A 25,784-nucleotide genomic window follows, 5' to 3' on the forward strand; every position below is an offset into this window, starting at 1 on the left:
ATTTTCGGGATAATAAGAAAAATAATATGAATAAATACAGGTTTTGTATAAATATTAACTGAAGTTTCTTAAACTGCTTAAAGTCTGAACACTTGCAAAATAAAGGGGTTGACGCTACTCATTGAAATTTAGATAATGCGCACACAGTTTATGGCTATGTAGCTCAGTTGGTTAGAGCACCGCACTCATAATGCGGGGGTCACAGGTTCAAGTCCCGTCATAGCCACCATTTTTATAGACCACGCTCTCAGCGTGGTCTCTTTTTTTGTGGCTCAAGAAAATGTAGGTTTATATAAAAATATCATTAAAGACTTACAATTTATCTTGAATATACTGCTCAATAAACTGCTGTGTAGTTTCGCTTAAATAAAATGGCGAGATCAGTTGCTCCAGAATCCCGTCTAATAAACCTTGCTGTTCTAGTGCCTGAATGGTGTGCGGCAAGAAACGCAGCGCTTCCTGATGTAAATCATCTTCATCTAGTCCAACAGACTGCAATAATTCTTGTAAGTTATAATCGGCGAAATAATCATAGAAAACGGTCACAACATCTAAAATCATCTGTTGTAAATGTTCGCCTTGTCGCAACTGTCGCCAGGTTTCATAAACCAGAATGAAAAACTCTTCAAAGTCGATGGCCTGAAATTGAGAGAAAGTTTCTTTCAGCGTTCTTTGCTTAATATCATCCCATAAATGCAGGCTAATATCGGCCAGTTCTTCATTGGGCAATAAAATGATGTTGCCCAGTTGTTTGACCAGAGCTTGTGCCAATTGCTGTTCAAGTTTGAGTTCAATATTTTGTTGCTGGTCTTGAATAAAATTGAGTATTTTAGAGCCTAGACCTTGTTGATGGGTATTGAGTCTACGCAGATGATCAAGCCAAGGCGTGTTGCTTTCCAGAATCTGATTAGCCAACTGCAAACTGACATGCTTTACCTGTGGGTCATGCAGTAAATTGCTGTGGATGTAATGACGCAACTGGTCTAATTCAAGTATTTTATACAACCATAATTCAAAAGATTCATCTGACAGCAGTTGGTTAATTTGAGTTTGGCTATTGCTGGAAACATGATGGATTCTTTGTGCCACCATCCCAATAAACTCTAAAATTTCCGCGCCTAAATTTAATTCAAAAGCATATTTTTGAACCACATCTTGTAAGGATTCAAGTTGAATACACTGTTTTAATGAAACTTGATCTGAATGGGTATAAAGATGATGGACAAATTGTTCGATGTATGAATTATTTTGTTCTGCTAATAATTGTTTTTTGATAAAGCGAGTTTGCTCAAGCATAAGCGCTTGAGCAAACTGTTGAGCAAAGTCCTGCTTAGGCACCCGGTGCCCATCCATTAACAATTGGATAGCGACGTTCGCGGCCAAATGAGCGTGGACTAATGCGTGGACCAATCGCGGCTTGACGGCGTTTGTATTCGTTACGATCAACCAGACGAATTACTTTTTCCACCACTTCTTTCTTAAAGCCTTTGGCAATGATGTCATCTTGACTCATATCTTCTTCAATATAAGCATAAAGAATCGCATCAAGTACGTCATAAGGAGGTAGAGAGTCTTGATCTTTTTGATCAGGACGAAGTTCAGCCGAAGGTGGACGGGTAATCACACGTTCAGGAATCACAGGTGTTTCAGAAATGCTGTTACGGTATTTGGCCAGTTCAAAAACAATGGTTTTATATACGTCTTTAAGAACCGCATAGCCACCCACCATATCGCCATACAAGGTGCAGTAACCTACAGAAAGTTCTGATTTGTTACCGGTTGCCAATACAAGGTTGCCAAATTTATTCGACAGACCCATTAGCAGTGTACCGCGTGCACGTGCCTGTAAATTTTCTTCAGTAGTATCTGCGGGGCTGTTACCAAAGAAAGGATACAGGGTTTGCATGAAGCTGTTTACAATCGGATTGATTTCGGCAATACCAAAAGTCACGCCCATATTTTTCGCTTGTGCGGCAGCATCTTCAACACTGATTTGCGCGGTGTAGGTATACGGCATCATCACGGCTTGGACTTTATCTGCACCGATCGCATCAACCGCGATTGCAAGGGTTAATGCCGAGTCAATCCCGCCAGATAAACCAAGAATCACACCCGGAAAACCGGAACGTTGAATATAATCACGCGTCGCTAAAACTAGGCCTTGATAAATTTCAGCCATGGTATCTAAAGCAGGAGTCAGTGTTCCAACTTTATAAGCGTGTTGTTCGGCTTCATATTCAGCGTAATAAAGATCTTCTTTAAAGCTTGGTGCCTGTAAAGCAATGTTGCCGTCTTTATTGATGACAAAACTGGTGCCATCAAAAATAAGGTCATCTTGACCGCCGACTTGGTTGGCATAAACCAAATTAATATTTAACTGTTTAGCCAGCTCGCTCATGGTGGTCAGGCGATGTTGCGGTTTGCCGACTTCATAAGGTGAAGCATTTAAGACTAAAGCAGTTTCAACATTCAGCTGGGATAATTGATGTACGGTACTGAGTGACCAAATGTCTTCACAAATCAAAACACCGAATTTGTGTCCGAGATATTCAAAAACAAGATGTTGATGTCCTGCGCTAAAATAACGATTTTCATCAAATACGCTATAATTTGGCAAGTTCTGTTTGTTATAAATTCCCAGCACTTGACCATCTTTCATGACCGCTGCCGAATTATAGCGGTGACCATCTTCAGTTTGATTGACAAAACCAAAGACCATTACAATGTCTTTCACTTGGCTCAGTTTCTCAAATGCTTTTTGAGTGCGTTTAGCGAGGCTAGGGCGAAGTAACAAGTCTTCGGCAGGATAGCCAACGGTTGAAAGCTCTGGGAAGATAATTAAATCAGCTTTTTCTTTTTTGGCTTCATTTACCCGGTCAAGCATTTTTTGAGCATTTGCTTCGATATTGCCAGTATGTGGAGAGAATTGTGCAAGGGCAATTTTAAAACTTTTCATTCCAACTTAATCCTATACCTATAGGGATATATACACAGAGTTATGATTTATTATGGCTATTGGTTCAACGCTGTGTACGCGACGACAAACAAATAGATGTTTAATCAATAATTAGCAATTCGATACTATATACGAATTGCAGCATTTATTGAGATAAAAACAAAAAAAAATCCGAATTTAGACAAAAAAACTACAGCGTTAATGAGAGAATAAAAACACTAAAAACATGTGATTATTGCCAGATAAAATGACATTATTTATGAAGCCTCTACTGCATGCTTTGAATCAGTTATTTGAGGTTAAGAATCGAAAATTAACCCAAGGTGAAAAAAAACTTGCGCAGTCTGTTTTTGGTGCGCATTTGCAGCTGAATGCCATTAGAATTGTGGCACATCGCGGGGTCATTAAAAATTATGCGATTAGTCCCAACGGTAATATTTACTTCCACCCTCAAAACTGGTGCGAAGATTTCTCGACACTGTCTTTAGCCAAGCAGTCATGGTTAATTCATGAATTGACCCATGTCTGGCAAATTCAGCAGGGTTTGGCTGTAGTGCGTAAAGCAATATTTGACCGTAAATATCAGTATGTTTTAGAGCAGGGTAAGCTGTTTTTGCAGTATGGCATCGAACAGCAGGCACAGATGGTGCAGGACTATTTTATTAAAAAATCACAGGGTCAAGAGTGTTCGGCCTATGAGGACTGTATTCCTTTTTTGTCTCAAAAAGCATGATTCTGTACCGAGCTTAAAATAAAAATTTGATTCGTTAGGACATTCTGAATAATAAAAGTATTTTTGAATCATAAAAAAACCGCCCAAAGAGGCGGTTTTTTAAATCATTAAATTCTTAAAGAATTAACGACCTTGGATGTCACGTTGAACTTCACCAGTGTAAAGTTGACGTGGACGACCGATTTTGTAAGGGCCGCTGTGCATTTCTAACCAGTGGCTGATCCAGCCCACTGTACGTGCAAGAGCAAAGATTACAGTAAACATGGACGTCGGGATACCAATCGCTTTAAGGATGATACCTGAGTAGAAGTCTACGTTAGGGTATAGGTTACGTTTGATGAAGTATTCGTCAGACAACGCAATACGTTCAAGTTCCATTGCAAGCGCAAGTTGTGGATCTTTGATACCAAGAGCAGCAAGAACTTCATCACAAGTTTCTTTCATTACTTTTGCACGTGGATCGAAGTTTTTATAAACTCGGTGACCGAAGCCCATAAGTTTAACTTCTTTAGTTTTCACTTTTTCCATGAAGTCAGCAACGTTTTCTACAGAGCCGATTTCATCAAGCATCTTAAGAACAGCTTCGTTCGCGCCGCCGTGAGCAGGACCCCAAAGTGCAGAAATACCCGCAGCGATACATGCGTAAGGATTAGCACCAGTAGAACCCGCTAGACGTACAGTAGACGTAGAGGCATTTTGTTCGTGATCAGCATGAAGCGTAAAGATACGGTCCATTGCTTTCGCAAGAATTGGGTCAACTTTGTAATCACGATCTGCAGGAGTAGCAAACATCATGTACAGGAAGTTTTCAGCGTAGCTTAAGTCGTTACGTGGGTAAACAAACGGTTGACCAACTGTGTATTTGTAGCTCCAAGCTGCAAGCGTAGGAACTTTAGCAATCAAGCGGATTGCTGTAATTTCACGGTGATCAACATTTTCGATGTCTAGGTTGTTGTGATAGAACGCAGAAAGCGCACCCACTACACCAACCATGATTGCCATCGGATGAGCATCACGACGGAAACCATTAAAGAAGCGGCTAACTTGGTCGTGAACCATTGTATGGTTGCGAACTTTAGCGTCAAATTCTACTTTCTGTTCAGCTGTTGGAAGTTCGCCGTTTAACAATAAGTAGCAAGTTTCTAGATAGTCTGCTTTAGTTGCTAACTGGTCGATCGGGTAACCACGGTGTAAAAGAACACCTTTACCGCCATCGATAAATGTGATTTTAGATTCACATGCAGCTGTTGCCATAAAACCAGGATCAAAAGTAAAGTGACCTGCAGTCAACACATCTTTAACGTCGATTACATCTGGGCCCAATGTGCCGCTGTAAATTGGTAATTCAATTTCTTTGCCATCAAGCTGTAAAACGGCTTTTTTGCCAGTTGCTTCAGACATTCAATAGATCTCCTGTCCCGGTGAATGTTTTATCCGACTCGTAGTACTCATCTTTTAATGCGCGAATCAGATGGATCAAAAATTTGCTATAAGATTAGTGTGTACTGAAATTTTGTCAATTATACTTATGGATAAAAAGAGACGCTCTCACAGGGAGCTGGTCAAAAAATAATCCAGTAGTCATGAGGAAAATATCAGTATCGACGCAGTATAATAAGTCATATAAAGATAAGTTGCAGAAAAAAATATGCATACTGTTGGAATTTTAAGCAATTTTTAATTGTTAAAAACTCTAGCTGTCTTGAGGTTTTAGAATTTTTTATATCACTAAACTAGTCTAATTCCCATAACTTACCTAGATTGTTTTAAAGGGAAGTGGCGCTTTCTTATTCATAATAAAAAGCGATTAATCATTCGCAAAAAAATGTTCGTTTGTATAAAAAATAACTTGTTTAATGGAGTGTGAATGCTCACTTATTCATCAATTGGGTAGAGATAAGCCACTTTTTTGCATAAAAGTTAAACGTAATAAGAGTGGAATATGGAGTTATACACAGACTAAGTGGTTATTTCGTTTCATGATGTTGCTATCATGTATTTATAAATAAATACCATATATTTATTTTGTGAATATAGAATGTAATTCTGATAATTGTCATTATTTAAGGGGATAATAAGTTTTCGCGATGATTTGTTTATCTTTAGTCTAAATATATTTATTTAATTATCCAAGCAAAAAACGATCAATCAAATAGTATTTTAATTAATAAAAACCAACTATATAGCTATGTTTTGTTAGATCTATTTTGTCTGCTTTAAGGGGGTAATTCATGTTAATGATTCTTATTTAGGGCTTTTTTGAGGAAAAGGTAAATGGGATCGTTTGTATTTTAATAGTTGACGTTTTATAATTCCCTGTCGTTTTAAGTTTAGGTATTGCTGCAAATTGCAAATACCTAACAATGCTAGCTTTCCTTCGAATTAATTCCAACAAACTCCAGATGGAGTTTTTACTTACAGGATGCCCGCTGTGAAAAGCAACAGACCTGTCAATTTGTCCATGGGTCAAGTTTTAGAAGTAAACTTAAAATCCCCTGTGGCTATTGCATCAATTCTACACCGTCTTTCTGGTGTCATCGTATTTTTACTCGTACCGGTGCTTTTGTGGCTTTTAGACAAATCCCTGTCTTCGGCTGAAGGTTTTGCTCAAGTGCAAGAAATCTTCGGTAGCTTCATTGTGCGTTTTATCGTATGGGTATTTGTAGCCGGTTTAATATTCCACTTTATTGCGGGTATTAAGCATTTACTTGCAGATAACGGTATTGCCGAAGAACTGCAAAGTGGTCGTATAGCAGCTACTATTTCATTGATCTTGTCTGCGATTGGTATCATCGCAGCATTTGTATGGATTGTTCTCTAATGAAAAGTGCTACAGGTTTTACGGGTTCAGGTTCACGCGATTGGTTTATCCAACGTGTTAGTGCTGTTGTATTAGCTGTTTATACTGTTGTGGTATTTGGTTGGATTCTCTGCAATGGCGGATTTAACTACGAACAATGGTTTGGCTTTATGATGACATTACCAATGAAGATTTTATCTTTGTTGGCAGTCTTATCTCTTGTCGCACACGCTTGGATCGGCATGTGGCAGGTATTCACAGATTATGTGACTACTCGTCAAATGGGTCCTTCAGCTTCAGGTTTACGCCTAGTGTTGACGTCAGCAGTCATTATTGCTGTATTTGCATATGCAATCTGGGCGATCCAGATTTTTTGGGCGAATTGATAGGAAAATATCATGGGCGCAATAACCCCTAAAGAAGATTATACAAACATTCAACACCTCACTTTTGATGCAGTCATCGTTGGTGGGGGTGGTTCAGGTATGCGTGCTTCATATCAGCTTGCTCAAGCAGGTTTGAACGTTGCAGTCCTGACCAAAGTATTCCCGACACGTTCGCATACTGTTGCAGCGCAGGGTGGTATTGGTGCATCTCTTGGGAATATGCAGGAAGATAACTGGCACTACCATTTCTATGACACGGTAAAAGGTTCGGACTGGTTAGGTGATCAAGACGCAATTGAATTTATGTGTCGTGAAGCCCCTAAAGTTGTTTACGAACTTGAACACATGGGTATGCCATTTGACCGTAACGCAGACGGTACGATTTACCAGCGTCCATTCGGCGGTCACTCTGCAAACTACGGTGAAAAACCGGTTCCACGTGCATGTGCTGCGGCTGACCGTACCGGTCATGCGCTTCTTCATACGCTTTATCAAAGCAACGTGAAAATGGGTACACAATTCTTCGTAGAATGGATCGCGCTTGATCTGATTCGTAACGAAGCTGGCGATGTACTTGGTGTAACTGCAATTGACCAGGAAACCGGTAATATTGCGGTATTCCAAGCAAAAGCGACATTGTTTGCAACTGGTGGTGCGGGTCGTGTTTACCGTGCATCTACCAATGCGTATATCAATACTGGTGACGGTCTTGGTATGGCGGCGCGTTCTGGTATTCCATTACAAGATATGGAGTTCTGGCAGTTCCACCCAACGGGTGTTGCGGGCGCAGGCGTATTGTTGACTGAAGGTTGTCGTGGTGAAGGTGCAATCCTTCGTAATAAAGACGGCGAACCGTTCATGGAACGTTATGCTCCGACTTTGAAAGACTTGGCACCACGTGACTTCGTATCACGTTCAATGGATCAGGAAATCAAAGAAGGTCGTGGCTGTGGTCCTAAAGGTGATTATATCTTATTGGATATGACCCATTTGGGTGCTGATACGATCATGAAGCGTCTTCCGTCTGTATTTGAGATTGGCAAGAAGTTTGCAAACGTCGACATCACCAAAGAGCCAATTCCTGTAGTGCCGACAATCCATTATCAAATGGGTGGTATTCCAACCAATATTCATGGACAAGTTGTTGTTCCTGAAGGTGCGGCGGATACTAACTTTGAAGCAGGTTATGATAAAAGTGGTGACGTTTACTCAAGCAATGGTGGTGAGCGTAACTATACAAAACCTGTTAAAGGCTTCTATGCAATTGGTGAATGTTCTTGTGTGTCTGTACATGGTGCAAACCGTTTAGGTACCAACTCACTGCTTGACTTGGTTGTATTTGGTAAGGCTGCTGGCGAACACATCATTGATTACGTGACTAAACATCATGGTGATGAGTATCAACCGCTTCCGACCACTGTGTTTGAAAATACAAGAAAGCGTATGCGTCACTTGGATGAATCAACTGCGGGTGAAAATGCTCAAGAAGTTGCTGATGCAATTCGTGATATCGTTCAAGACCATGCAGGGGTATTCCGTACTCAAGCATTACTTGATGAAGGCGTGAAGCAAATTCTTGCGATTGAGCCGCGTGTTCGCAACATTCATTTAAAAGACAAATCTAAAGTATTTAACACTGCACGTGTTGAGGCTTTGGAAGTTGAAAACTTGTATGAAGTTGCTAAAGCAACCTTAATTTCGGCTGCTGCTCGTAAAGAATGTCGTGGTGCGCATACTGTTGTTGATTATGAATTGCCAGCAGATCACCCAACTTATTCTTACGGCCGTCGTGATGATGAATGGATGAAGCATACTTTATGGTTCTCTTCAGACAATCGTCTTGAGTACAAACCAGTCCGTTACAAACCAGTATCGGTTGATGCGATTCCACCAGCTCCACGTACATTCTAATCAGGAGAATAAAGATGAGTAGAGGTATCCGTACATTCCATATCTACCGCTATGATCCTGACAAGGATAAAGCACCGTACATGCAAACGTTTAAACTTGAGTTGACTGACAAGCACCGTATGTTGCTTGACGCTCTTCTTGCGTTGAAAATACAAGACGAATCTTTAACGTTCCGTCGTTCATGTCGTGAAGGTATTTGTGGTTCTGATGGCGTAAACATCAACGGTAAAAACGGTTTGGCGTGTTTGTGGAATCTTAACGATTTACCAAACGAAATCACCATCCGCCCTTTACCTGGTTTGCCTGTGATTAAAGATTTGGTTGTAGACATGAATCAGTTCTACGATCAATTCCATAAAATCCAGCCATTCCTGATTAACAATCAGCCTGCACCAGCGAAAGAGCGTTTACAGTCTCCTGAAGAGCGTGACCACTTGAATGGTCTTTATGAATGTATTCTTTGTGCATGTTGTTCAACAGCATGCCCATCATTCTGGTGGAACCCGGATAAATTCTTGGGTCCTTCAGCATTGTTGAATGCATACCGCTTCATTATTGACTCTCGTGATTCTGCAACGCAAGATCGTTTGGCTCGTCTTGACGACCCATTCAGCTTGTTCCGTTGTAAAGGCATCATGAACTGTGTATCGGTTTGTCCTAAAGGTTTAAATCCAACTAAAGCGATCGGTCACATCCGTAGCATGTTGTTAGACCAAGCAGGCTAATCTGTACCTGTTAAAAAAGCACACCTAAAGGTGTGCTTTTTTATATTTTAAATCACATAATGATTTATAGATTTATGCAAAAAATGTATGTAATGGGAGTGGGTGGTTGCTATTGGTAAAAAGCCAAATGACTGGAATTGTTTAAAATTAAGCCTAAATGACATGAAAGCTAAATTGAATTGTAGTGAAGTTGTTCGAATTGACAATTAAAGCACCAATCTCCAGCTTCAGTCTGCAAATTTGCTCTTAAAATGTTATCCTATAACATAAGCAAAGAGGGCCAGTTTAAAGAGTGCGCTCTCTTTTGTTGTATTGGAATGATTGGCTTGGGACTATGGTCTACATTGAATCCAATTATTAAATAAAGCACCATATGTTAGCTGAAAATAGTCATTATGTATTTCGCTAATTTATGAGAGGTATGTGTCAAAAAAATCAATTGTAACCAGATATCATGTTACGATTTGATACATCGCTATATTTAAAAAAAGCACCTTGTTTACGTACATTTTTTCAACATTTTAGAGGATGTAGAAGGTTTATAAGTAGAGATGAATCGTTTTAGAAAAACTAGGTCGCGTAGTTATTTTTTCTAAGTCGATTTGCAAAAAAATTGCTCGGTTTCGGTCGAGTATTTATGAGTGATGATGCCAATGAGGGCGTTATTATTCATTATTCACATTAGGTTATTCCTAGTGTAGTGATAACGCCTCATGGCTTATGCCTGCTGGGGACTAATGTCATGTTACCAATTTGACATTACTAATCATGGGTTCGCTTAAAAAGCATCCTGAAAATGTTTTTGCAATAGGAAATGGGTCCACAAATGCAAGAAGTTGCTGACGCACTGCGTCTTGACACTGAACTAAGCGCTGACAGTGCAGCGTATATTGAAGAACTTTATGAACATTATTTGACGTCACCAGACTCGGTTGGAGCTGACTGGCGTGAATATTTCGATAAATTCCCTAAAGGTGATCAACCACATAGCAATGTACGTGAGCAATTCCTTTTATTAGGCCGCAATTCAAGCCGCGTACAACCTGTTGTTCAAAGTTCTGTAAGTTCTGAGCATGAACGTCGTCAAATTGGCGTTTTACAACTGATTGCTGCTTATCGTAATCGTGGTCATCAAAAAGCAAAATTAGATCCATTAGGTCTGGCAAAACGTGAAGATGTGCCTGATCTTGATCTTGCTACGCACGGTTTGACTAAATCTGATTTCGATACAGTATTTAATACAGGCAACCTTGCACTGGGTAAAACACAAGCGACGCTTGGTGAAATGGTTGAAGCAATGGAAGCCGTTTATTGCGGTTCTGTTGGTACTGAATACATGCATATTGTTGACACCAAAGAGAAACGTTGGATTCAACAACGTCTTGAAGGTGCGAAAGGTCAATTTAACTTTACTGCAGAACAGAAAAAACACGTTCTTGAGCGTTTAACTGCTGCTGAAGGCTTGGAAAAATTCCTGGGTAACAAATACGTTGGTGCTAAACGCTTCGGTGTTGAAGGCGGTGAATCGTTTATCCCGATGGTAAATGAAATCATTCAACGTGCAGGTGCTGTAGGTTGTAAAGAAGTTGTGATTGGGATGCCACACCGTGGTCGTCTCAATCTTCTTGTTAACATCATGGGTAAAAATCCGGCAGATCTTTTTGGTGAATTTGAAGGTAAATCGATTCATAAAAAAGGTTCGGGTGACGTTAAATACCACCAAGGTTTCTCATCTAACGTGATGACTCCAGGCGGCGAAGTTCATTTGGCATTGGCGTTTAACCCATCACACTTGGAAATCGTTGGACCTGTAGTTGAAGGTTCTGTACGTGCTCGTCAGGTGCGTCGCAAAGACATTGGTGGCGATGACGTATTGCCAATCATTGTTCATGGTGATGCAGCATTTGCAGGTCAAGGTGTAAACCAAGAAACCTTCCAAATGTCACAAACTCGTGGTTATACAGTAGGTGGTACAGTTCACATTGTGGTGAATAACCAAGTGGGTTTTACAACATCTGATCCACGTGATGCGCGTTCTACAGAATACTGTACTGATATCGCGAAGATGATTCAGGCACCAGTATTCCATGTGAATGGCGATGATCCTGAAGCGGTGATTTTCGTTACTCAATTGGCACATGACTTCCGTCATACCTTCCGTAAAGACGTTGTGATTGACTTGTTCTGCTACCGTCGTCGTGGTCATAACGAAGCGGATGAGCCAGCAGCAACCCAGCCAATGATGTATCAAGTGATCAACAAAAAAGTGACTACACGTGCACTTTATGCAGATCAACTGGTTAAAGAAGGTGTGGTTGACCGTGCAGCTGCGGATCAAATGATTGAAAATTACCGTTCAGATCTTGAAGCCGGTAAACACGTTGCCAATGCATTGGTACTCGAACCAAATACAAAAATGTTTGTGGACTGGAAACCTTATTTAGGTCACGAATACACAGATATTTGGGATACTACTTTCCCAATTGAACGTTTGAAAGAACTTGGCGCAAAAATGCGCGAGCTTCCTGAAGGTTTCGTGATGCAACGTCAAGTCTCGAAAGTGATTGATGAACGCTTAAAAATGCAGACGGGTGAAATGCCATTGAACTGGGGTGCGGCTGAAACTTTAGCTTATGCTACCTTGCTTGATGAAAGCTATATGGTTCGTATTACTGGTGAAGACGTGGGGCGTGGTACGTTCTCACATCGGCATGCAAAATTGCACAATCAGGTAGATGGTTCGACTTATATTCCGCTTTGTCATATCAAAGAGAATCAGCCACGTACTGCAATTTATGACTCATTGTTGTCAGAGATGGCGGTGCTTGCGTTTGAATATGGTTATGCAACTACTATTCCGCATGGTTTAATCGTTTGGGAAGCCCAATTTGGTGACTTCGCGAACTGTGCACAGGTTGTGATTGACCAATTCATCGCTTCAGGTGAAACCAAATGGGAACGCGTATGTGGTTTAACCATGTTGCTTCCACACGGTTATGAAGGTCAGGGTCCAGAGCATTCATCTGCACGTTTAGAGCGTTTCTTACAGTTATGTGCTGAAGACAACATGCAAGTGATTACACCGACTACACCTGCACAGATTTTCCATGCATTGCGTCGTCAAGCAGTTCGTCCAATCCGTAAGCCATTGATCGTGACTTCACCGAAGTCATTGCTTCGTCACAAACTTGCAACCTCTACTTTAGATGAGCTTGCAACGGGTACATTCCAGACCGTGATTGATGAAGTCGATCAAATCAACCACGCTGACGTGACTCGTTTAGTCCTTTGTGGCGGTAAGGTTTACTACGACTTACTTGAAAAACGTCGTGCGGAAAATCTAGATAACACGGCAATCGTTCGTATTGAACAATTGTATCCATACCCAGAACAACGTATTGCTGAAGTACTTGCTTCTTATCCAAACCTGAAAGAAGTGGTTTGGACTCAAGAAGAGCCGAAAAACCAAGGTGCTTGGTTATTCATCGCACCGCGTCTATATGACGATGTGATGAAATCTGCTAAACAAGTCCGTATCAGTTATGCAGGCCGTCCAGCTTCTGCTGCGCCAGCTTGTGGTTCACCATATTTGCATGCAAAACAACAAGCTCAGCTAGTAAATGACGCATTGGCGATCGTAGCTGAACAATCAGGAGATTCTAAATAATGGCAACCGAAATTAAAGCACCGGTATTTCCAGAGTCAGTTGCAGACGGTACGATTGCAACTTGGCACAAGCAACCAGGTGAAGCTGTAGCACGTGATGAAGTGATCTGCGATATTGAAACCGATAAAGTTGTTTTAGAAGTTGTTGCTCCTGCTGACGGCACAATCGCTACCATCATTAAAGGTGAAGGCGAAACTGTTCTTTCTAGCGAAGTGATTGCGCAGTTTGAAGAAGGTGCGGTTTCTGGCGCTACTCAAACTCAAGCAGTTCAGTCTGAAGGACAAGTTGAACAAGCTGCTTCTCAAACTGAAGCGGGTGCTGCACCTGTTGTTGAGCGTGCTCAACCTGTTGCTGATCAAGCGCCTGCAGTACGTAAAGCACTCACTGAAACGGGTATTTCGGCTGCTGATGTTGCGGGTACTGGTCGCGGTGGTCGCATTACTAAAGAAGATGTTGCAAGTCATCAAGCTAAACCAGCAGCTCCTGCTGCTGCACCACTAAGCGTTGCAGTTGGTGAGCGTATTGAAAAACGTGTTCCAATGACTCGTTTACGTAAACGTGTTGCTGAACGTCTTCTTGCTGCTACACAAAACACTGCAATGTTGACAACGTTCAACGAAGTCAACATGAAACCAATCATGGAAATGCGTGCTCAATACAAAGATGCGTTCGAAAAACGTCATGGTGCACGTCTTGGATTCATGTCATTCTTCGTTAAAGCGGCAACTGAAGCACTTAAACGCTACCCAGCGGTAAATGCTTCAATTGATGGCGATGATATTGTGTATCACGGTTACTATGACATCGGTGTTGCAGTATCTTCTGAACGTGGTTTAGTGGTTCCTGTACTTCGTGATACAGACCGTATGAACTATGCTGAAGTTGAAAACGGTATTCGCGGTTTTGCTGCTAAAGCACGTGATGGTAAACTGGGCATTGAAGATATGACTGGCGGTACATTCACCATTACTAATGGTGGTACTTTCGGTTCATTGTTATCTACCCCAATCTTGAACACGCCACAAACTGCAATCTTGGGTATGCACAAAATCCAAGAACGTCCTATGGCTGTAAATGGTCAAGTAGAAATTTTACCAATGATGTACTTGGCGCTTTCTTATGACCACCGTTTAATCGATGGTAAAGAAGCTGTAGGTTTCCTTGTGGCAATTAAAGAATTGTTAGAAGAGCCAGCTCGTCTTATCCTTGATCTTTAATTCTAAAGAATAAATTCATGGGCTTAGGGCGATCCTCTAAGCCCATTTTTGGAGATAAAAATGTCTCAACAGTTTGACTTAGTTGTAATTGGCGGTGGACCAGGTGGTTATGAAGCAGCGATTCGTGCGGCTCAACTTGGTTATAAAGTTGCTTGTATCGAAAAACGTATTCATAAAGGCAAACCATCTTTGGGTGGTACTTGCTTAAACGTAGGTTGTATTCCGTCTAAAGCTTTACTTGATTCTTCACATCGTTATGAAGATACCGTTCAGCATTTAGATGACCACGGTATTACTACCGGTGAAGTTAAATTTGATCTTTCTAAAATGCTTGGTCGTAAAGACAAAGTTGTAGATCAGTTGACTGGTGGTATTGCTCAGTTGCTTAAAGGCAATGGCATTGAATGGTTACAAGGTACCGGTAAATTACTTGCAGGTAAAAAAGTTGAATTCACTCCATTTGAAGGTGAAGCTCAAGTTTTAGAGCCTAAATACGTGATTCTTGCGACGGGTTCTGTACCAATTAACATTCCTTCAGCTCCTGTAGATCAAGATTTAATCGTTGATTCAACTGGCGCACTTGAATTTCAGGAAGTACCTAAGCGTTTAGGTGTGATTGGTGCGGGTGTTATCGGCCTTGAGCTTGGTTCAGTATGGCGTCGTTTAGGTGCAGAAGTTGTTGTATTTGAAGCAATGGATGCATTCTTGCCAATGGCTGATAAAGCTTTGGCAAAAGACTTCCAGAAACTGTTGACCAAACAAGGTATGGATATCCGTATCGGTGCGAAAGTTGCAGGTACTGAAATCAATGGTTGTGAAGTAACAGTTCAATATAACCAAGCTGGTGAAGACAAAACTGAAACTTTCGATAAATTGATCGTTTGTGTAGGTCGCCGTGCATATGCTGAAGGTTTATTGGCTGATGATTCAGGCATTAAATTGACTGAGCGCGGTTTGGTTGAAGTAAACGATTGGTGCGCAACTTCTGTTGAAGGTGTATACGCGATTGGTGACTTGGTACGTGGTCCAATGCTTGCACATAAAGCAATGGAAGAAGGCGTAATGGCAGTTGAACGTATTCACGGTCATGCTGCTCAAGTGAATTATGACACGATCATTTCTGTAATCTACACACACCCAGAAGCGGCGTGGGTTGGTTTAACAGAACAGCAAGCGACTGAAAAAGGTCACGAAGTTAAAACCGGTCAATTTGGTTTTGCAGTCAACGGTCGAGCACTCGCTGCGGGTGAGGGTGCTGGTTTCGTTAAGTTTGTTGCTGATGCAAAAACGGATCGTTTACTCGGTATGCACGTGATTGGACCTGCTGCGTCTGATATCGTTCACCAAGGTATGATTGCACTTGAGTTTGTATCTTCAGTTGAAGATCTACAGTTGATGACTTTTGGTCACCCAACTTTCTCTGAAGTGGTTCATGAAGCTGCACTGGCAGTGGATGGACGAGCGATTCACGCAATTCAACGTAAGCGTAAATAAGATGAGTAAAAGAGCGACTTAGGTCGCTCTTTTTACATTTGATGGTTGTTTTTAATGGAACAATCATCTAAAAATAAAGATAAGAAAGATTTTAAAAAATGCCAATACTGCTTTGATGGATGTCTGGGTGTTGGTGGGTCATAACAAAGCGAAGAAGTAATAAAAGGTTATTCGATGAATTTACATGAGTATCAAGCAAAAGCGTTATTAAAAAAATATGGTATGCCTGTTCAAGAGGGTGTACTGGCAACCAATGCAGCAGAAGCTGTCGCAGCATTTGAGCAACTCGGTGGCAAGTTTGCCGTGATGAAAGCTCAAGTTCATGCTGGAGGACGTGGTAAAGCAGGTGGCGTTAAAGTCGTAAAATCCAGTGAGGAAGCTGCTGAATATGCAAATGGCATTATTGGTACACGACTTGTAACCTATCAAACTGATGCCAATGGTCAGCCGGTAAATAGTGTTCTGGTCTGTGAGGATGTCTATCCTGTTGAGCGTGAATTATATCTTGGTGCAGTTGTCGATCGTTCTAGCCGTCGTGTCACTTTTATGGCATCCACAGAAGGCGGTGTCGAGATTGAAAAAGTTGCAGAAGAAACCCCTGAAAAAATTATTAAAGTTGAAGTCGACCCTCTGGTGGGGCTTTTACCCTTCCAAGCCCGTGAAGTTGCATTCGCACTTAATTTAAAAGATGGACAAATCAACCAATTTGTCAAAATTATGACGGCTGCTTATCAGGCCTTTATTGAAAATGATTTTGCATTATTCGAAATTAATCCACTTTCAGTTCGAGAAAATGGCGACATTCTTTGTGTCGATGCCAAAATAGGAATCGATTCCAATGCACTTTATCGTTTACCTGAAATTGCAGCAATGCGTGATAAATCTCAGGAAAATGAACGTGAATTAAAAGCATCAGAGTTTGATCTGAACTATGTTGCTCTTGAAGGTAACATTGGATGCATGGTGAATGGTGCAGGTCTTGCCATGGCAACCATGGACATCATCAAACTATATGGTGGTCAGCCTGCAAATTTCCTTGATGTTGGCGGTGGTGCAACCAAAGACCGAGTCATTGAAGCATTTAAAATCATTCTTTCCGATTCTTCTGTACAAGGTGTATTGATCAATATCTTCGGTGGTATTGTGCGTTGTGACATGATTGCAGAAGCAATTATTGCAGCGGTTCAGGAAGTACATGTCACTGTACCTGTGGTGGTTCGCCTAGAAGGCAACAATTCAGAGTTAGGGGCTAAATTACTTGATGAATCAAGTTTGAAATTAATTTCTGCGAATGGTCTGGCGGATGCCGCAGAAAAAATTGTTGCTGCAGTGAAAGCGTAAGGGAGTATCAATCATGAGCGTATTAGTTAATAAAGACACCAAAGTATTGGTACAAGGCTTTACCGGTAAAAACGGTACATTTCACTCAGAACAAGCCATTGCTTATGGCACAAAAGTGGTGGGCGGGGTCACTCCAGGAAAAGGCGGACAATCGCATTTAAGTCTTCCTGTATTTAATACCATGAATGAAGCAGTAAGAGAAACCAATGCTGATGCTTCTGTGATTTATGTACCGGCACCTTTTGTTTTAGATTCTATTATAGAAGCGGTAGATGCGGGTATTGAGCTAATTGTAGTGATTACAGAAGGCGTACCCACATTAGATATGTTAAAAGCCAAACGTTATCTTGAAACTTATGGTAATAATGCACGTTTAATTGGTCCGAACTGTCCCGGAATTATTACACCGGGTGAATGTAAAATTGGCATTATGCCAGGTCATATTCATCAACCAGGTAAAATCGGCATCATCTCGCGTTCAGGGACTTTGACTTATGAAGCTGTAGCGCAAACCACTAAACTCGGTTTAGGTCAGTCGACTTGTATTGGTATTGGTGGTGATCCGATTCCGGGGATGAATCAAATTGACTGCTTAAAACTTTTCCAAGAAGATCCACAAACTGAAGCCATTATTATGATTGGTGAGATTGGTGGAACGGCAGAAGAAGAAGCCGCTGAATATATTCAGTCCAATGTAAGCAAGCCTGTCGTGGGTTATATCGCAGGTGTAACTGCGCCGAAAGGCAAACGCATGGGGCATGCGGGTGCGATTATTTCTGGTGGTAAAGGGACCGCAGAAGAAAAGTTTGCTGCCTTTAAAAAAGCAGGCATGGCATATACCCGTAGTCCAGCAGAATTGGGTTCAACCATGCTTCAGGTACTTAAAGATAAAGGTTTAGATTAATTTTTAGTTAATTTAAAAGCTCTCATTTGAGGGCTTTTTTATTCAGTTGTAATTTTAAAATTAAAGAAAATAAATGATGATCAGTTGGAAGTTAATTCTTGTAGAAGTTTAAAAATTTTAATCTAAAAATTTATAGTCGAATAAAAACTATGCTTTAATTATAAATAGAATTATTCTCATAGGAATAAATATAAACAAGAAGAAAATAATAAATATTTTTCATGATCAAAATAAAGTGATATATATCACATTAATAAATAAAAACACAAAATGAAACACAAAATACAATTAATGTCAGTAGGCTTGAGGGTATTGTTTATTACAATGCAACAATTAATAACAATGAATTGTGAATACTTTAAATATGAATAAAATGAATTCTAAATTAAATATACTTACTTTATCTTGTGGAACTTTATTATTTTCTACGTTTTTGCATGCAGAATTATTATATAGGGATTCTGTTGACCCACAACGTGAAGAAACAGTGGGTTTGATTAAGCAAGGGCAAGTAGATGCAGGTTTGCAAAAATTCCGGCAATTATTGGTGCTTCAACCCAATAATCAGAAACTGATTGCTGACTTTGTGGTAATTTCCTATAACAATCAGAAATTTACAGAGCAGGATATTAAATATCTTGCTGGTATAAAAACTGGCCTATTTCCAGAATATGGAAAGGTTAGCGTAGTTAAAGCGCTGCGTGATTTAAAAAAATTTGAATTAGCAGAACAATGGGCAAAAACATTCGCTCAATCTGATCCTAATCAGAAATGGTTAGTTCTGATAGGGGTATTGCAGGCAGAAGCGGGTAAAACGCTTCAAGCAAAAAAAACATTTTCTCAGATTGATATCAATTATGTCGAAGCTGATTATTTGGCACAGCTCGCTTATGCATATAGATTATTAAATATGCCGATTGAGGAATTGAATGCAGCTAGCCTAGCTGTTGAAAAGAATCAAAATATCTCTACACAAGAACAGTATGCATTGGCACTTATGGTAAACGCTGATTATGCTAAAGCTGAAAATTATATTCAAAAGAATGAATCATTAACAAAAAATTCCCAGCTTAGAGCTAATGCAAAAATCGGTGAATTTACCCAGCGTATTCAAAACGCAATTGAGTATTACAAACTTTCAACTTATCGTGATCGAGGAAATGTTGCTTATCGACAACTTGATCTGGTTATTGCCGATATGACAAAGTTTGAAGCTCAGTTGCCCAATGATGAAGATATCAAGCGTAAATTTTACTATGAATATATTTACGCGTTGAATGAGAGAAACTGGTCTGAAAGAGTCCTTGAGCAAATTCCAAAAATTGGATTGCCGATTGATCAAATGCCTGCCTATGTACGTCACTCAATTGCAGATGCATATTTAAAGACTCAGCAACCTAAATTGGCTGAAGCTCAATATAAAAGTTTGCTGAAAGAAAAAAATTATCCCAATTTTAAAGTCTATTCTGGTATTTATTACGCTTTAATTGAACAAGAAAAGTTTAAAGAAGCCAATCAGTTACTTTTAGATATGGATAAATTATTGCCTACTTTTCAATACAGTAATGCAAAAGGGGTCGATAAAGTCACCCATGATGACCGCAGTGAATATTTAGGATTAGTCGGTCTCAATTATGCGTATCGTAATGAGGATGCTAAAGCAGAACAACATTTTGAGGAACTGGTTGCCAAAGCACCCAATAATGTAGTTTATCAAAATCATTTAGCACTGGTGCAACGATGGCGTGAAAAGCCACAGGCTTCCGAATGGACATTGGCACAGTGGGATGGTATTGAACCTGTTGACCAGGGTGTTCGGGTTAATCATTTACAGAACATGCAAGCATTGGGTGATATTCAGCAATGGCGTAAGCAGAATGCTTATCTCATGCAAAATCTGCCAGGAGATACGGCAGTCATAAAAAGTAAGAAAGAACTTGATGATCGAAATCATGCCTCTATTCAACATCAGAGTATTTTTTCAGAAAGTGAATCTGATAATTCTGCCTTGTTGAATCGTTTAAAGGGAAGTCAAGAACAAGAAAACTGGACACGAATTAACACTCCCTGGTTTTACGACAATTATCGTACTTATGTAGATCATCATATTCGTTCGGCTGACTACACTGACGGTAATGTTGATGATCAACGCTTAGGGTTGGGGCTTGAATGGGCATCTCGTCGTAAAGTTGCAAATATTATGCTTTCTCAAAGCATAGGTGATCAAGACGATCGTTTTGGTGTGCAATTGAATTGGTCACAATGGCTGAATGACCATTGGCAGTATGTTTTAGCTTTCAATAGTCAGGCTGATATTCCATTACAAGCCATTAAGAATGGTAATGAAGGTCAGTCTTATACTCTTGGCATAAACTGGCAGCAAAATGAATCTCGCGAAGCGGGAGCAACTTATCAATTGATGGATATCGATGATGGAAATACTCGTCAGGAATTTTCCACTTATTTTAAACAGCAGATTTTTCAGTCACCACACCATATTACCAATTTGATTTTAGGGGGTTATTACAGTCAAAACGATAAAGTTCAAGTTGATTATTTCAATCCTGAAGAAAGCTATAGCGCAGAACTGACTTTAAAGCATGACTGGATAACTTGGCGTCGTTATGACCAATATTTTAAGCAACATTTTCAAGCCACCATCGGAACTTTTGGTCAAGATAATTTTTCTTCGAAACCGATTTATAACGTGTTCTATCAACATGACTGGAAAATTAATCGAACATGGAGTCTAAACTACGGCATTGGATGGGGAACACATCCTTATGATGGGGAAGATGAAAAGAGAACATATGGGGTTGTAGGTTTTGAGGGGCGTTTTTAATGAAGCCAATTGTAAAAAAAATATTTGCAGTAATGACAATAGCAGTTTTGGCTATTCCTAACTTGGCAATGGCTGAAAATGAAACCAAAAATGCAATTGAAATACCAGATAATCTGTTTGTTACACTGACTTTTCATGATGTGCGAGATGATGTTGCCACAACAGGAGATCGAGATATTTATGCAATCAGTACTAAAAATTTAGCGCAATTTTTTGCCTGGCTTCAGCAAGAAGGTTGGCATCCGATTCGCTTACAAGATGTATGGCAAGCTCGCCAAAAGAAAAAGAGTTTGCCCCCTAAATCAGTATTATTAACCTTTGATGATGGAGCAATAAGTAGTTACACACGAGTTTTCCCTTTATTGAAACAATATAACTTCCCAGCCGTATTTGCGATTCCTACAAGTTGGATTAATGGCAATACCAAAGATGCCTATGAGGCATATGGTGAGAATAGTTTGATGAAATGGGATGAAATGCGTGAAATGCAACAATCAGGTTTAACTGAATTTGTTTCGCACTCAGACAATATGCATAAAGGCATTCTTGCCAATCCACAAAAAAATATGCAGCCTGCTGCAATTACTCGTGAATATTTCCCTAAACTTCAGAAATATGAGTCTGATCAGGCTTATCAGAAGCGAGTGTTGAGAGACTTGAAAAAGTCTAAAGAAATTTTAGATTTTGAACTGGGTATTAATACGCAGGGCATTTTCTGGCCTTATGGAGCAGTGACGAAAGAAAGTGAACAACTTGCGACAAAAGCAGGATTACCCATGTCTTTTAGCTTAGGAAGTATGTCTACCCTTGCAGACTCGGGAAAAACATATCAACGTGCCCTGGTAATGGATAATCCCACACCTGAAGTACTTCACGCTCAGATGGAAGATTTTTTAACTTTTGCACGTGCCCCTTATAAGCAACGTCACAGTTTTGTCCGTTTTGATTTAACTGAAATGATCAGTCCAAATAATCAAATTTTTGATCAAAAGCTTGGACAGTTTTTAGATCAAGTGAGTGCATTAAAAACCAATATGATTTTATTGAAATCAGTTGCTGATGAGAATGGCGATGGCAAAATAGATGTTGCCTATTTTCCAAATCGTCAGTTGGAGATGCGTCAAGATCTTTTAAATCGTACAGTTTGGCAGGCACGTACACGTATTGGTAATAATGTATATGCAGAACTGCCCATTAGTCTGGAAACACAACAAGGTTTTAATCTTGCTAAGCTAACTGCTGATTTGGTTAAAAATAATACGCATCTTGAGGGTTTGGTAATAGAAACGGGGGATGAATTTCTATGTGCTGTACAAAATAAAAATTGGGATAATGCATGTAGCCAGAAAGTAAATCAGGTTTTTCAGATTAAAGAAAGAACTAAAGAGCAGGCTAAAAATTACACGAATATTAGCAGTAATTATCAAACGGCTTTAAAAATAAGCTTAAAGGATAAGCGGATGGAGGGTTTAAAATCCTTAATTGAGCATAGCTTAACTTATAGTGATTTTCTTTATATAGAATTTGATCCGGTACGTCATCCTGAAATATTTAAAGCTGTACAAAAGCAGCTCCAACAATTGAGTAATCAACAAATACAGCGCTTGATTTTTAGTTTTACGGTCAATCCAAATGCTACAAAGCGTGAATGGAAACAGTATCAGTACGATTATCAAACCTTAAAAAATTTATCTGTGCAAAAAATTGGTATTAATAACTACACATTAAATGAAGGGCAGAAAATACAGGAAAATCTTTATCGGGAATTAAGCACCAACGCTAGTCCATTAACTTATCGAAATCCTTACGAGCGTAACCTTGCTAAGGGAGCAAAATAATGGAATGGTTTAATCAATTTAGATTCAGTGATTTTTATTTTGGCTTTGCTTTCTTCTATCCCTTATTTATGGCTTGGATTTGGATTGCGGGCGGCATTTGGTTTTATTTAAAGCATGAACGTAAACAACCTGCAATACCACAACCCAGTAAACATCCCTGCAGTATTATTATTCCTTGTTTTAATGAAGAGACGCAGGTTAGAGATACCATTAAATTTGCGATGCAAACACAGTATCCTGATTTTGAAGTCATTGCAGTAAATGATGGTAGTCGAGATAAAACTGCCGATATTTTAGATGAGCTTTTACTACAATATCCAAAACTTAGGGTAGTTCATTTAGCTGAAAATCAAGGTAAAGCATATGCACTTCGTGCAGGTGCGATGGTGAGTCAAAATGAATATTTGGTCTGTATAGATGGTGATGCCTTATTACATCCGCATGCTGTGTTATGGATGATGCACAATTTGACCAATTACCCTCGAGTCGGAGCGGTGACGGGTAATCCACGTATTGTGAACCGGTCTAGCATCCTCGGTAAAATTCAGGTCGGTGAATTTTCATCTATTATTGGCTTGATCAAACGTGCACAGCGTACCTATGGACGTATTTTTACCGTATCGGGTGCAATTGCGGGTTTTCGTAAAACGGCATTAGATCGTATTGGTTATTGGCGAGATGACATGATTACAGAGGATATTGATGTGTCATGGCGTTTGCAGTTTGATCATTGGGATTTGCAATATGTACCTAAAGCATTATGTTACATCTATATGCCAGAAACATTGAAGGGCTTATGGAAACAACGTTTACGTTGGGCACAGGGTGGTATTGAAGTCTTGTTTGCTTATTCCTTCAGCTTGTTTAAATGGAATTTACGTCGAATGTGGTTGATTGCGCTGGAATCAATTATCAGTGTGGTCTGGGCATATGTGATGACGGGTATTATTGTCTTATATTTATATGGTCTGTTTTTCTCTTTACCTGGAGAGTGGGCAATTCAGTCACTCTTTCCTCAATGGTATGGGGTTATTCTAGGAATGACCTGTCTTGTTCAATTCTTTGTCAGTTTGTGGATTGATAAACCCTACGATAAAGACAGAATCTTCAGGAACTATTTTTGGGTCATTTGGTATCCTTTGTTCTTCTGGATTCTCACCATGCTGACCACAGTCGTTGCATTACCTAAAACAATTTTCAAAACTCAAAAACGTGCGCGATGGGTTAGCCCAGACCGTGGATTTAGAGGAGAAACCGAAAATGACTGATTTAAACAAATATTATCTTATTGAAGATGAGTCAAAGCTAGAAATTCCTGAATATATTGATCGACCGGAGTATGTGCGCAATAAGAGTATGGGGTACAGTCTGCAAATTGCGGGGTGGTTTATTTTTATGTGGCTGTTTATGCCACTGATAACGGTATTCTTTTGGTGGGTTGAAGGCAAAACAATTTATCAGCAAATGGTGATCCAGGCTGCACCGGATAGCCAACTGAGTCTGATGAATATCATCGTCATGATTGCCATCTTTATTGGGGGGCTACTGCTGTGGGCGACTTATAATTGGGTTCGCTTTCATGGTGAAGACCGTCGTAAAGCTCCATTAGCGATTGATGAAAAGCAGCTAGCCAGTAGTTTTAAAGTTAATAGCCTAGACATTCTAAATATGCAACAGGCTAAAAATTTGACCCTTTATTATGATATAGAAGGCAAGCTAGAATTTTTTGAGGTTAATCATCAATTAAAAAAGCGGATTTCAGCCTAGACGGCTGAGGATGTTCATTGACAAAATCATCGGGGTAATAACCAATGTGTTTTACCCCATTTTTTTCTAAAAATTTGATAGTTTCAATTATTTCTTGGGTTGAAAGTTTCTGATTGTTTTTCCAATTTACCGCTTGAAGTTCAAAAATAGTACGATTCAATTCTGGGTCGTATTTTTTTGATTGTTGAATTAAGTCCAAATAGAATTGCTGATGATCATCTGCTTCTTCCATATAGGGCATCGCCATAATGGCATTGTAATCATAGTATTGATATGTGCTAGGCATAGATTGACTAAACCAATTTTCACTAACAGGATTCAATACTACGGGTGCATACATATTCCGTGCAGTGAGGATGTTCGGTTGCTGCTGTTTAAGTATCTTGCTGATACCTTCAGCAAATTGGTCAAGGTATGCTGTTTTAAATTGGGCTAATTGTGATTGTTTTGAATGTTTCGGTTGTTTTAATAACTGTTCAGAATTAAATCCCCAAGATTGGTACATATTTTGGGCTTTTTTAGAAGAATCTTCATAATCGCTGAGCGTGATATCATCATGATAAAGCACACCATCGACTGCATTGGATTTTATAAAATCTAAATAAATTTCAGAAACATATTTAAGGTTTTGTGGATCAAATGGAGAAACCCGAATATAGCCTCGCTTGCCTCCTTTACTATGTGAAACATAGACAATGTTGTAATTTTTGGGGAATTCCCAAGCCATTAAAGGCAGCCATGCATATATATGCTGCACCTGTGTCTTACTGCGAATTTGCTTTACAAGGCGCGGAAAAAGATTTTCTCTTAATGGGATATGACGATTCTTGAAATAAACCTGATCTACCGAGCCATTGGCATCAGGATCGGCAAAAGCCTGTAAAAAAATGGTATTCGGTTGAATCTGTTGAATCCTTTCTATTAAATTCTGAATATTTTTTTGTTGCTGTTTTTTATCTTTGTCATATACGTAGTCAATATCGATATGCATAATTCGCATCTGATCAATTTTAATGGTTTTGTCCGCAGATAGAGTGGATTTTTTGACAGTATTCTGCTGAACAATTTTATCAATAGGATGGTGTTTAATTTGAGTTAAATGAGCACAGTTTGCAGATAAAGGCAGGCAGCCTAAACTTAAATAAAGGCATTCGGTAAAGCGATTTTTATATCTTTTTTTTAAATTTATCATTTTTATTTGTA

The 25,784-nt window shown here is 39.7% G+C and carries 18 protein-coding genes and 1 tRNA gene; 15 read left to right on the plus strand and 4 right to left on the minus strand.

The window, feature by feature from the left end:
• The first annotated feature begins 152 nt into the window (after positions 1 to 152).
• A tRNA-Met gene (locus tag AY606_RS00795) sits at positions 153 to 229 on the plus strand.
• 83 nt (positions 230 to 312) lie between these two features.
• Here AY606_RS00795 and AY606_RS00800 read toward each other — a convergent pair.
• Both AY606_RS00800 and AY606_RS00805 read right to left on the minus strand, forming a co-directional pair.
• Entirely contained in the window at positions 313 to 1,338 is a 1,026-nt protein-coding gene (locus AY606_RS00800) for a hypothetical protein (RefSeq protein ID WP_249409193.1), read from the minus strand.
• Positions 1,331 to 2,956: an NAD+ synthase gene (locus tag AY606_RS00805; protein WP_067863300.1), complete on the minus strand. Its 1,626-nt coding sequence runs from the start codon at positions 2,954 to 2,956 to the stop codon at positions 1,331 to 1,333. Before AY606_RS00805 ends, AY606_RS00800 begins: the two co-directional genes overlap by 8 nt.
• Before the next feature lie 247 nt (positions 2,957 to 3,203).
• Between AY606_RS00805 and AY606_RS00810 the strand changes: the two genes are divergently transcribed.
• Positions 3,204 to 3,689, plus strand: a complete 486-nt coding sequence (locus tag AY606_RS00810; protein WP_067863303.1) for a type IV secretion protein Rhs — start codon at positions 3,204 to 3,206, stop codon at positions 3,687 to 3,689.
• 123 nt (positions 3,690 to 3,812) lie between these two features.
• Here the strand turns inward: AY606_RS00810 and gltA are convergent, their stop codons facing one another.
• Positions 3,813 to 5,090: a citrate synthase gene (gene gltA / locus AY606_RS00815; protein WP_067863306.1), complete on the minus strand. Its 1,278-nt coding sequence runs from the start codon at positions 5,088 to 5,090 to the stop codon at positions 3,813 to 3,815.
• Between the two features lie 1,021 nt (positions 5,091 to 6,111).
• On the opposite strand from gltA, the gene sdhC reads away from it, so the two are divergent.
• The 13 genes from sdhC (at position 6,112) to pgaD (ending at position 24,581) form a co-directional block, all read left to right on the plus strand.
• Positions 6,112 to 6,510, plus strand: coding sequence for a succinate dehydrogenase, cytochrome b556 subunit (sdhC, locus tag AY606_RS00820; protein ID WP_067863308.1), 399 nt, complete (start codon positions 6,112 to 6,114; stop codon positions 6,508 to 6,510).
• A complete protein-coding gene (gene sdhD, locus AY606_RS00825; RefSeq protein WP_053579839.1) occupies positions 6,510 to 6,875 on the plus strand; it encodes a succinate dehydrogenase, hydrophobic membrane anchor protein in 366 nt (121 codons plus the stop codon). The genes sdhC and sdhD overlap by 1 nt, the downstream gene beginning before the upstream one ends.
• Positions 6,876 to 6,887: 12 nt before the next feature.
• Positions 6,888 to 8,786: an FAD-binding protein gene (locus tag AY606_RS00830; RefSeq protein WP_067863311.1), complete on the plus strand. Its 1,899-nt coding sequence runs from the start codon at positions 6,888 to 6,890 to the stop codon at positions 8,784 to 8,786.
• Between the two features lie 14 nt (positions 8,787 to 8,800).
• The gene (locus tag AY606_RS00835; protein ID WP_067863313.1) at positions 8,801 to 9,511 is read left to right on the plus strand and encodes a succinate dehydrogenase iron-sulfur subunit; all 711 of its coding nucleotides are present in this window, start codon (positions 8,801 to 8,803) and stop codon (positions 9,509 to 9,511) included.
• 826 nt (positions 9,512 to 10,337) lie between these two features.
• Positions 10,338 to 13,178, plus strand: coding sequence for a 2-oxoglutarate dehydrogenase E1 component (locus AY606_RS00840; RefSeq protein ID WP_067864465.1), 2,841 nt, complete (start codon positions 10,338 to 10,340; stop codon positions 13,176 to 13,178).
• Complete coding sequence (odhB, locus tag AY606_RS00845; RefSeq protein ID WP_067863315.1) at positions 13,178 to 14,395, plus strand: 2-oxoglutarate dehydrogenase complex dihydrolipoyllysine-residue succinyltransferase; 1,218 nt, start codon at positions 13,178 to 13,180, stop codon at positions 14,393 to 14,395. Before AY606_RS00840 ends, odhB begins: the two co-directional genes overlap by 1 nt.
• A gap of 60 nt (positions 14,396 to 14,455) precedes the next feature.
• Positions 14,456 to 15,889, plus strand: a complete 1,434-nt coding sequence (gene lpdA / locus AY606_RS00850) for a dihydrolipoyl dehydrogenase (RefSeq protein WP_067863317.1) — start codon at positions 14,456 to 14,458, stop codon at positions 15,887 to 15,889.
• A gap of 174 nt (positions 15,890 to 16,063) precedes the next feature.
• Positions 16,064 to 17,230, plus strand: coding sequence for an ADP-forming succinate--CoA ligase subunit beta (gene sucC, locus AY606_RS00855; protein ID WP_067863319.1), 1,167 nt, complete (start codon positions 16,064 to 16,066; stop codon positions 17,228 to 17,230).
• A 13-nt stretch (positions 17,231 to 17,243) separates the two neighbouring features.
• Positions 17,244 to 18,134 carry a succinate--CoA ligase subunit alpha gene (sucD, locus tag AY606_RS00860; RefSeq protein WP_067863321.1) on the plus strand — a complete coding sequence of 297 codons (891 nt, stop codon included), beginning with the start codon at positions 17,244 to 17,246 and terminating at the stop codon, positions 18,132 to 18,134.
• A 373-nt stretch (positions 18,135 to 18,507) separates the two neighbouring features.
• Positions 18,508 to 20,976, plus strand: a complete 2,469-nt coding sequence (pgaA, locus tag AY606_RS00865) for a poly-beta-1,6 N-acetyl-D-glucosamine export porin PgaA (RefSeq protein WP_067864468.1) — start codon at positions 18,508 to 18,510, stop codon at positions 20,974 to 20,976.
• Positions 20,976 to 22,814 (plus strand): poly-beta-1,6-N-acetyl-D-glucosamine N-deacetylase PgaB, encoded by a 1,839-nt coding sequence (gene pgaB, locus AY606_RS00870; protein WP_081408334.1) that lies wholly within the window; start codon positions 20,976 to 20,978, stop codon positions 22,812 to 22,814. Before pgaA ends, pgaB (AY606_RS00870) begins: the two co-directional genes overlap by 1 nt.
• Positions 22,814 to 24,082 carry a poly-beta-1,6-N-acetyl-D-glucosamine synthase gene (gene pgaC / locus AY606_RS00875; protein WP_067863325.1) on the plus strand — a complete coding sequence of 423 codons (1,269 nt, stop codon included), beginning with the start codon at positions 22,814 to 22,816 and terminating at the stop codon, positions 24,080 to 24,082. The genes pgaB (AY606_RS00870) and pgaC overlap by 1 nt, the downstream gene beginning before the upstream one ends.
• Positions 24,075 to 24,581: a poly-beta-1,6-N-acetyl-D-glucosamine biosynthesis protein PgaD gene (pgaD, locus tag AY606_RS00880; protein WP_067863328.1), complete on the plus strand. Its 507-nt coding sequence runs from the start codon at positions 24,075 to 24,077 to the stop codon at positions 24,579 to 24,581. The genes pgaC and pgaD overlap by 8 nt, the downstream gene beginning before the upstream one ends.
• On the opposite strand, the gene pgaB (AY606_RS00885) is transcribed toward pgaD, so the two are convergent.
• On the minus strand, positions 24,547 to 25,773 hold the full coding sequence (gene pgaB, locus AY606_RS00885) for a poly-beta-1,6-N-acetyl-D-glucosamine N-deacetylase PgaB (protein ID WP_081408335.1): 1,227 nt from the start codon (positions 25,771 to 25,773) through the stop codon (positions 24,547 to 24,549). The two genes, pgaD and pgaB (AY606_RS00885), sit on opposite strands and share 35 nt — an antisense overlap.
• Positions 25,774 to 25,784 lie beyond the last annotated feature (11 nt).

The organism is Acinetobacter sp. SFB, assembly GCF_001647545.1.
Classification (GTDB): domain Bacteria; phylum Pseudomonadota; class Gammaproteobacteria; order Pseudomonadales; family Moraxellaceae; genus Acinetobacter.

Coding starts and splice junctions, on each gene's coding strand:
- AY606_RS00805 (WP_067863300.1), bottom strand. CDS start 2,956: ATGAAAAGTTTTAAAATTGCCCTTGCACAATTCTCTCCACATACTGGC.
- AY606_RS00810 (WP_067863303.1), top strand. CDS start 3,204: ATGACATTATTTATGAAGCCTCTACTGCATGCTTTGAATCAGTTATTT.
- gltA (WP_067863306.1), bottom strand. CDS start 5,090: ATGTCTGAAGCAACTGGCAAAAAAGCCGTTTTACAGCTTGATGGCAAA.
- sdhC (WP_067863308.1), top strand. CDS start 6,112: ATGCCCGCTGTGAAAAGCAACAGACCTGTCAATTTGTCCATGGGTCAA.
- sdhD (WP_053579839.1), top strand. CDS start 6,510: ATGAAAAGTGCTACAGGTTTTACGGGTTCAGGTTCACGCGATTGGTTT.
- AY606_RS00830 (WP_067863311.1), top strand. CDS start 6,888: ATGGGCGCAATAACCCCTAAAGAAGATTATACAAACATTCAACACCTC.
- AY606_RS00835 (WP_067863313.1), top strand. CDS start 8,801: ATGAGTAGAGGTATCCGTACATTCCATATCTACCGCTATGATCCTGAC.
- AY606_RS00840 (WP_067864465.1), top strand. CDS start 10,338: ATGCAAGAAGTTGCTGACGCACTGCGTCTTGACACTGAACTAAGCGCT.
- odhB (WP_067863315.1), top strand. CDS start 13,178: ATGGCAACCGAAATTAAAGCACCGGTATTTCCAGAGTCAGTTGCAGAC.
- lpdA (WP_067863317.1), top strand. CDS start 14,456: ATGTCTCAACAGTTTGACTTAGTTGTAATTGGCGGTGGACCAGGTGGT.
- sucC (WP_067863319.1), top strand. CDS start 16,064: ATGAATTTACATGAGTATCAAGCAAAAGCGTTATTAAAAAAATATGGT.
- sucD (WP_067863321.1), top strand. CDS start 17,244: ATGAGCGTATTAGTTAATAAAGACACCAAAGTATTGGTACAAGGCTTT.
- pgaA (WP_067864468.1), top strand. CDS start 18,508: ATGAATTCTAAATTAAATATACTTACTTTATCTTGTGGAACTTTATTA.
- pgaB (WP_081408334.1), top strand. CDS start 20,976: ATGAAGCCAATTGTAAAAAAAATATTTGCAGTAATGACAATAGCAGTT.
- pgaC (WP_067863325.1), top strand. CDS start 22,814: ATGGAATGGTTTAATCAATTTAGATTCAGTGATTTTTATTTTGGCTTT.
- pgaD (WP_067863328.1), top strand. CDS start 24,075: ATGACTGATTTAAACAAATATTATCTTATTGAAGATGAGTCAAAGCTA.
- pgaB (WP_081408335.1), bottom strand. CDS start 25,773: ATGATAAATTTAAAAAAAAGATATAAAAATCGCTTTACCGAATGCCTT.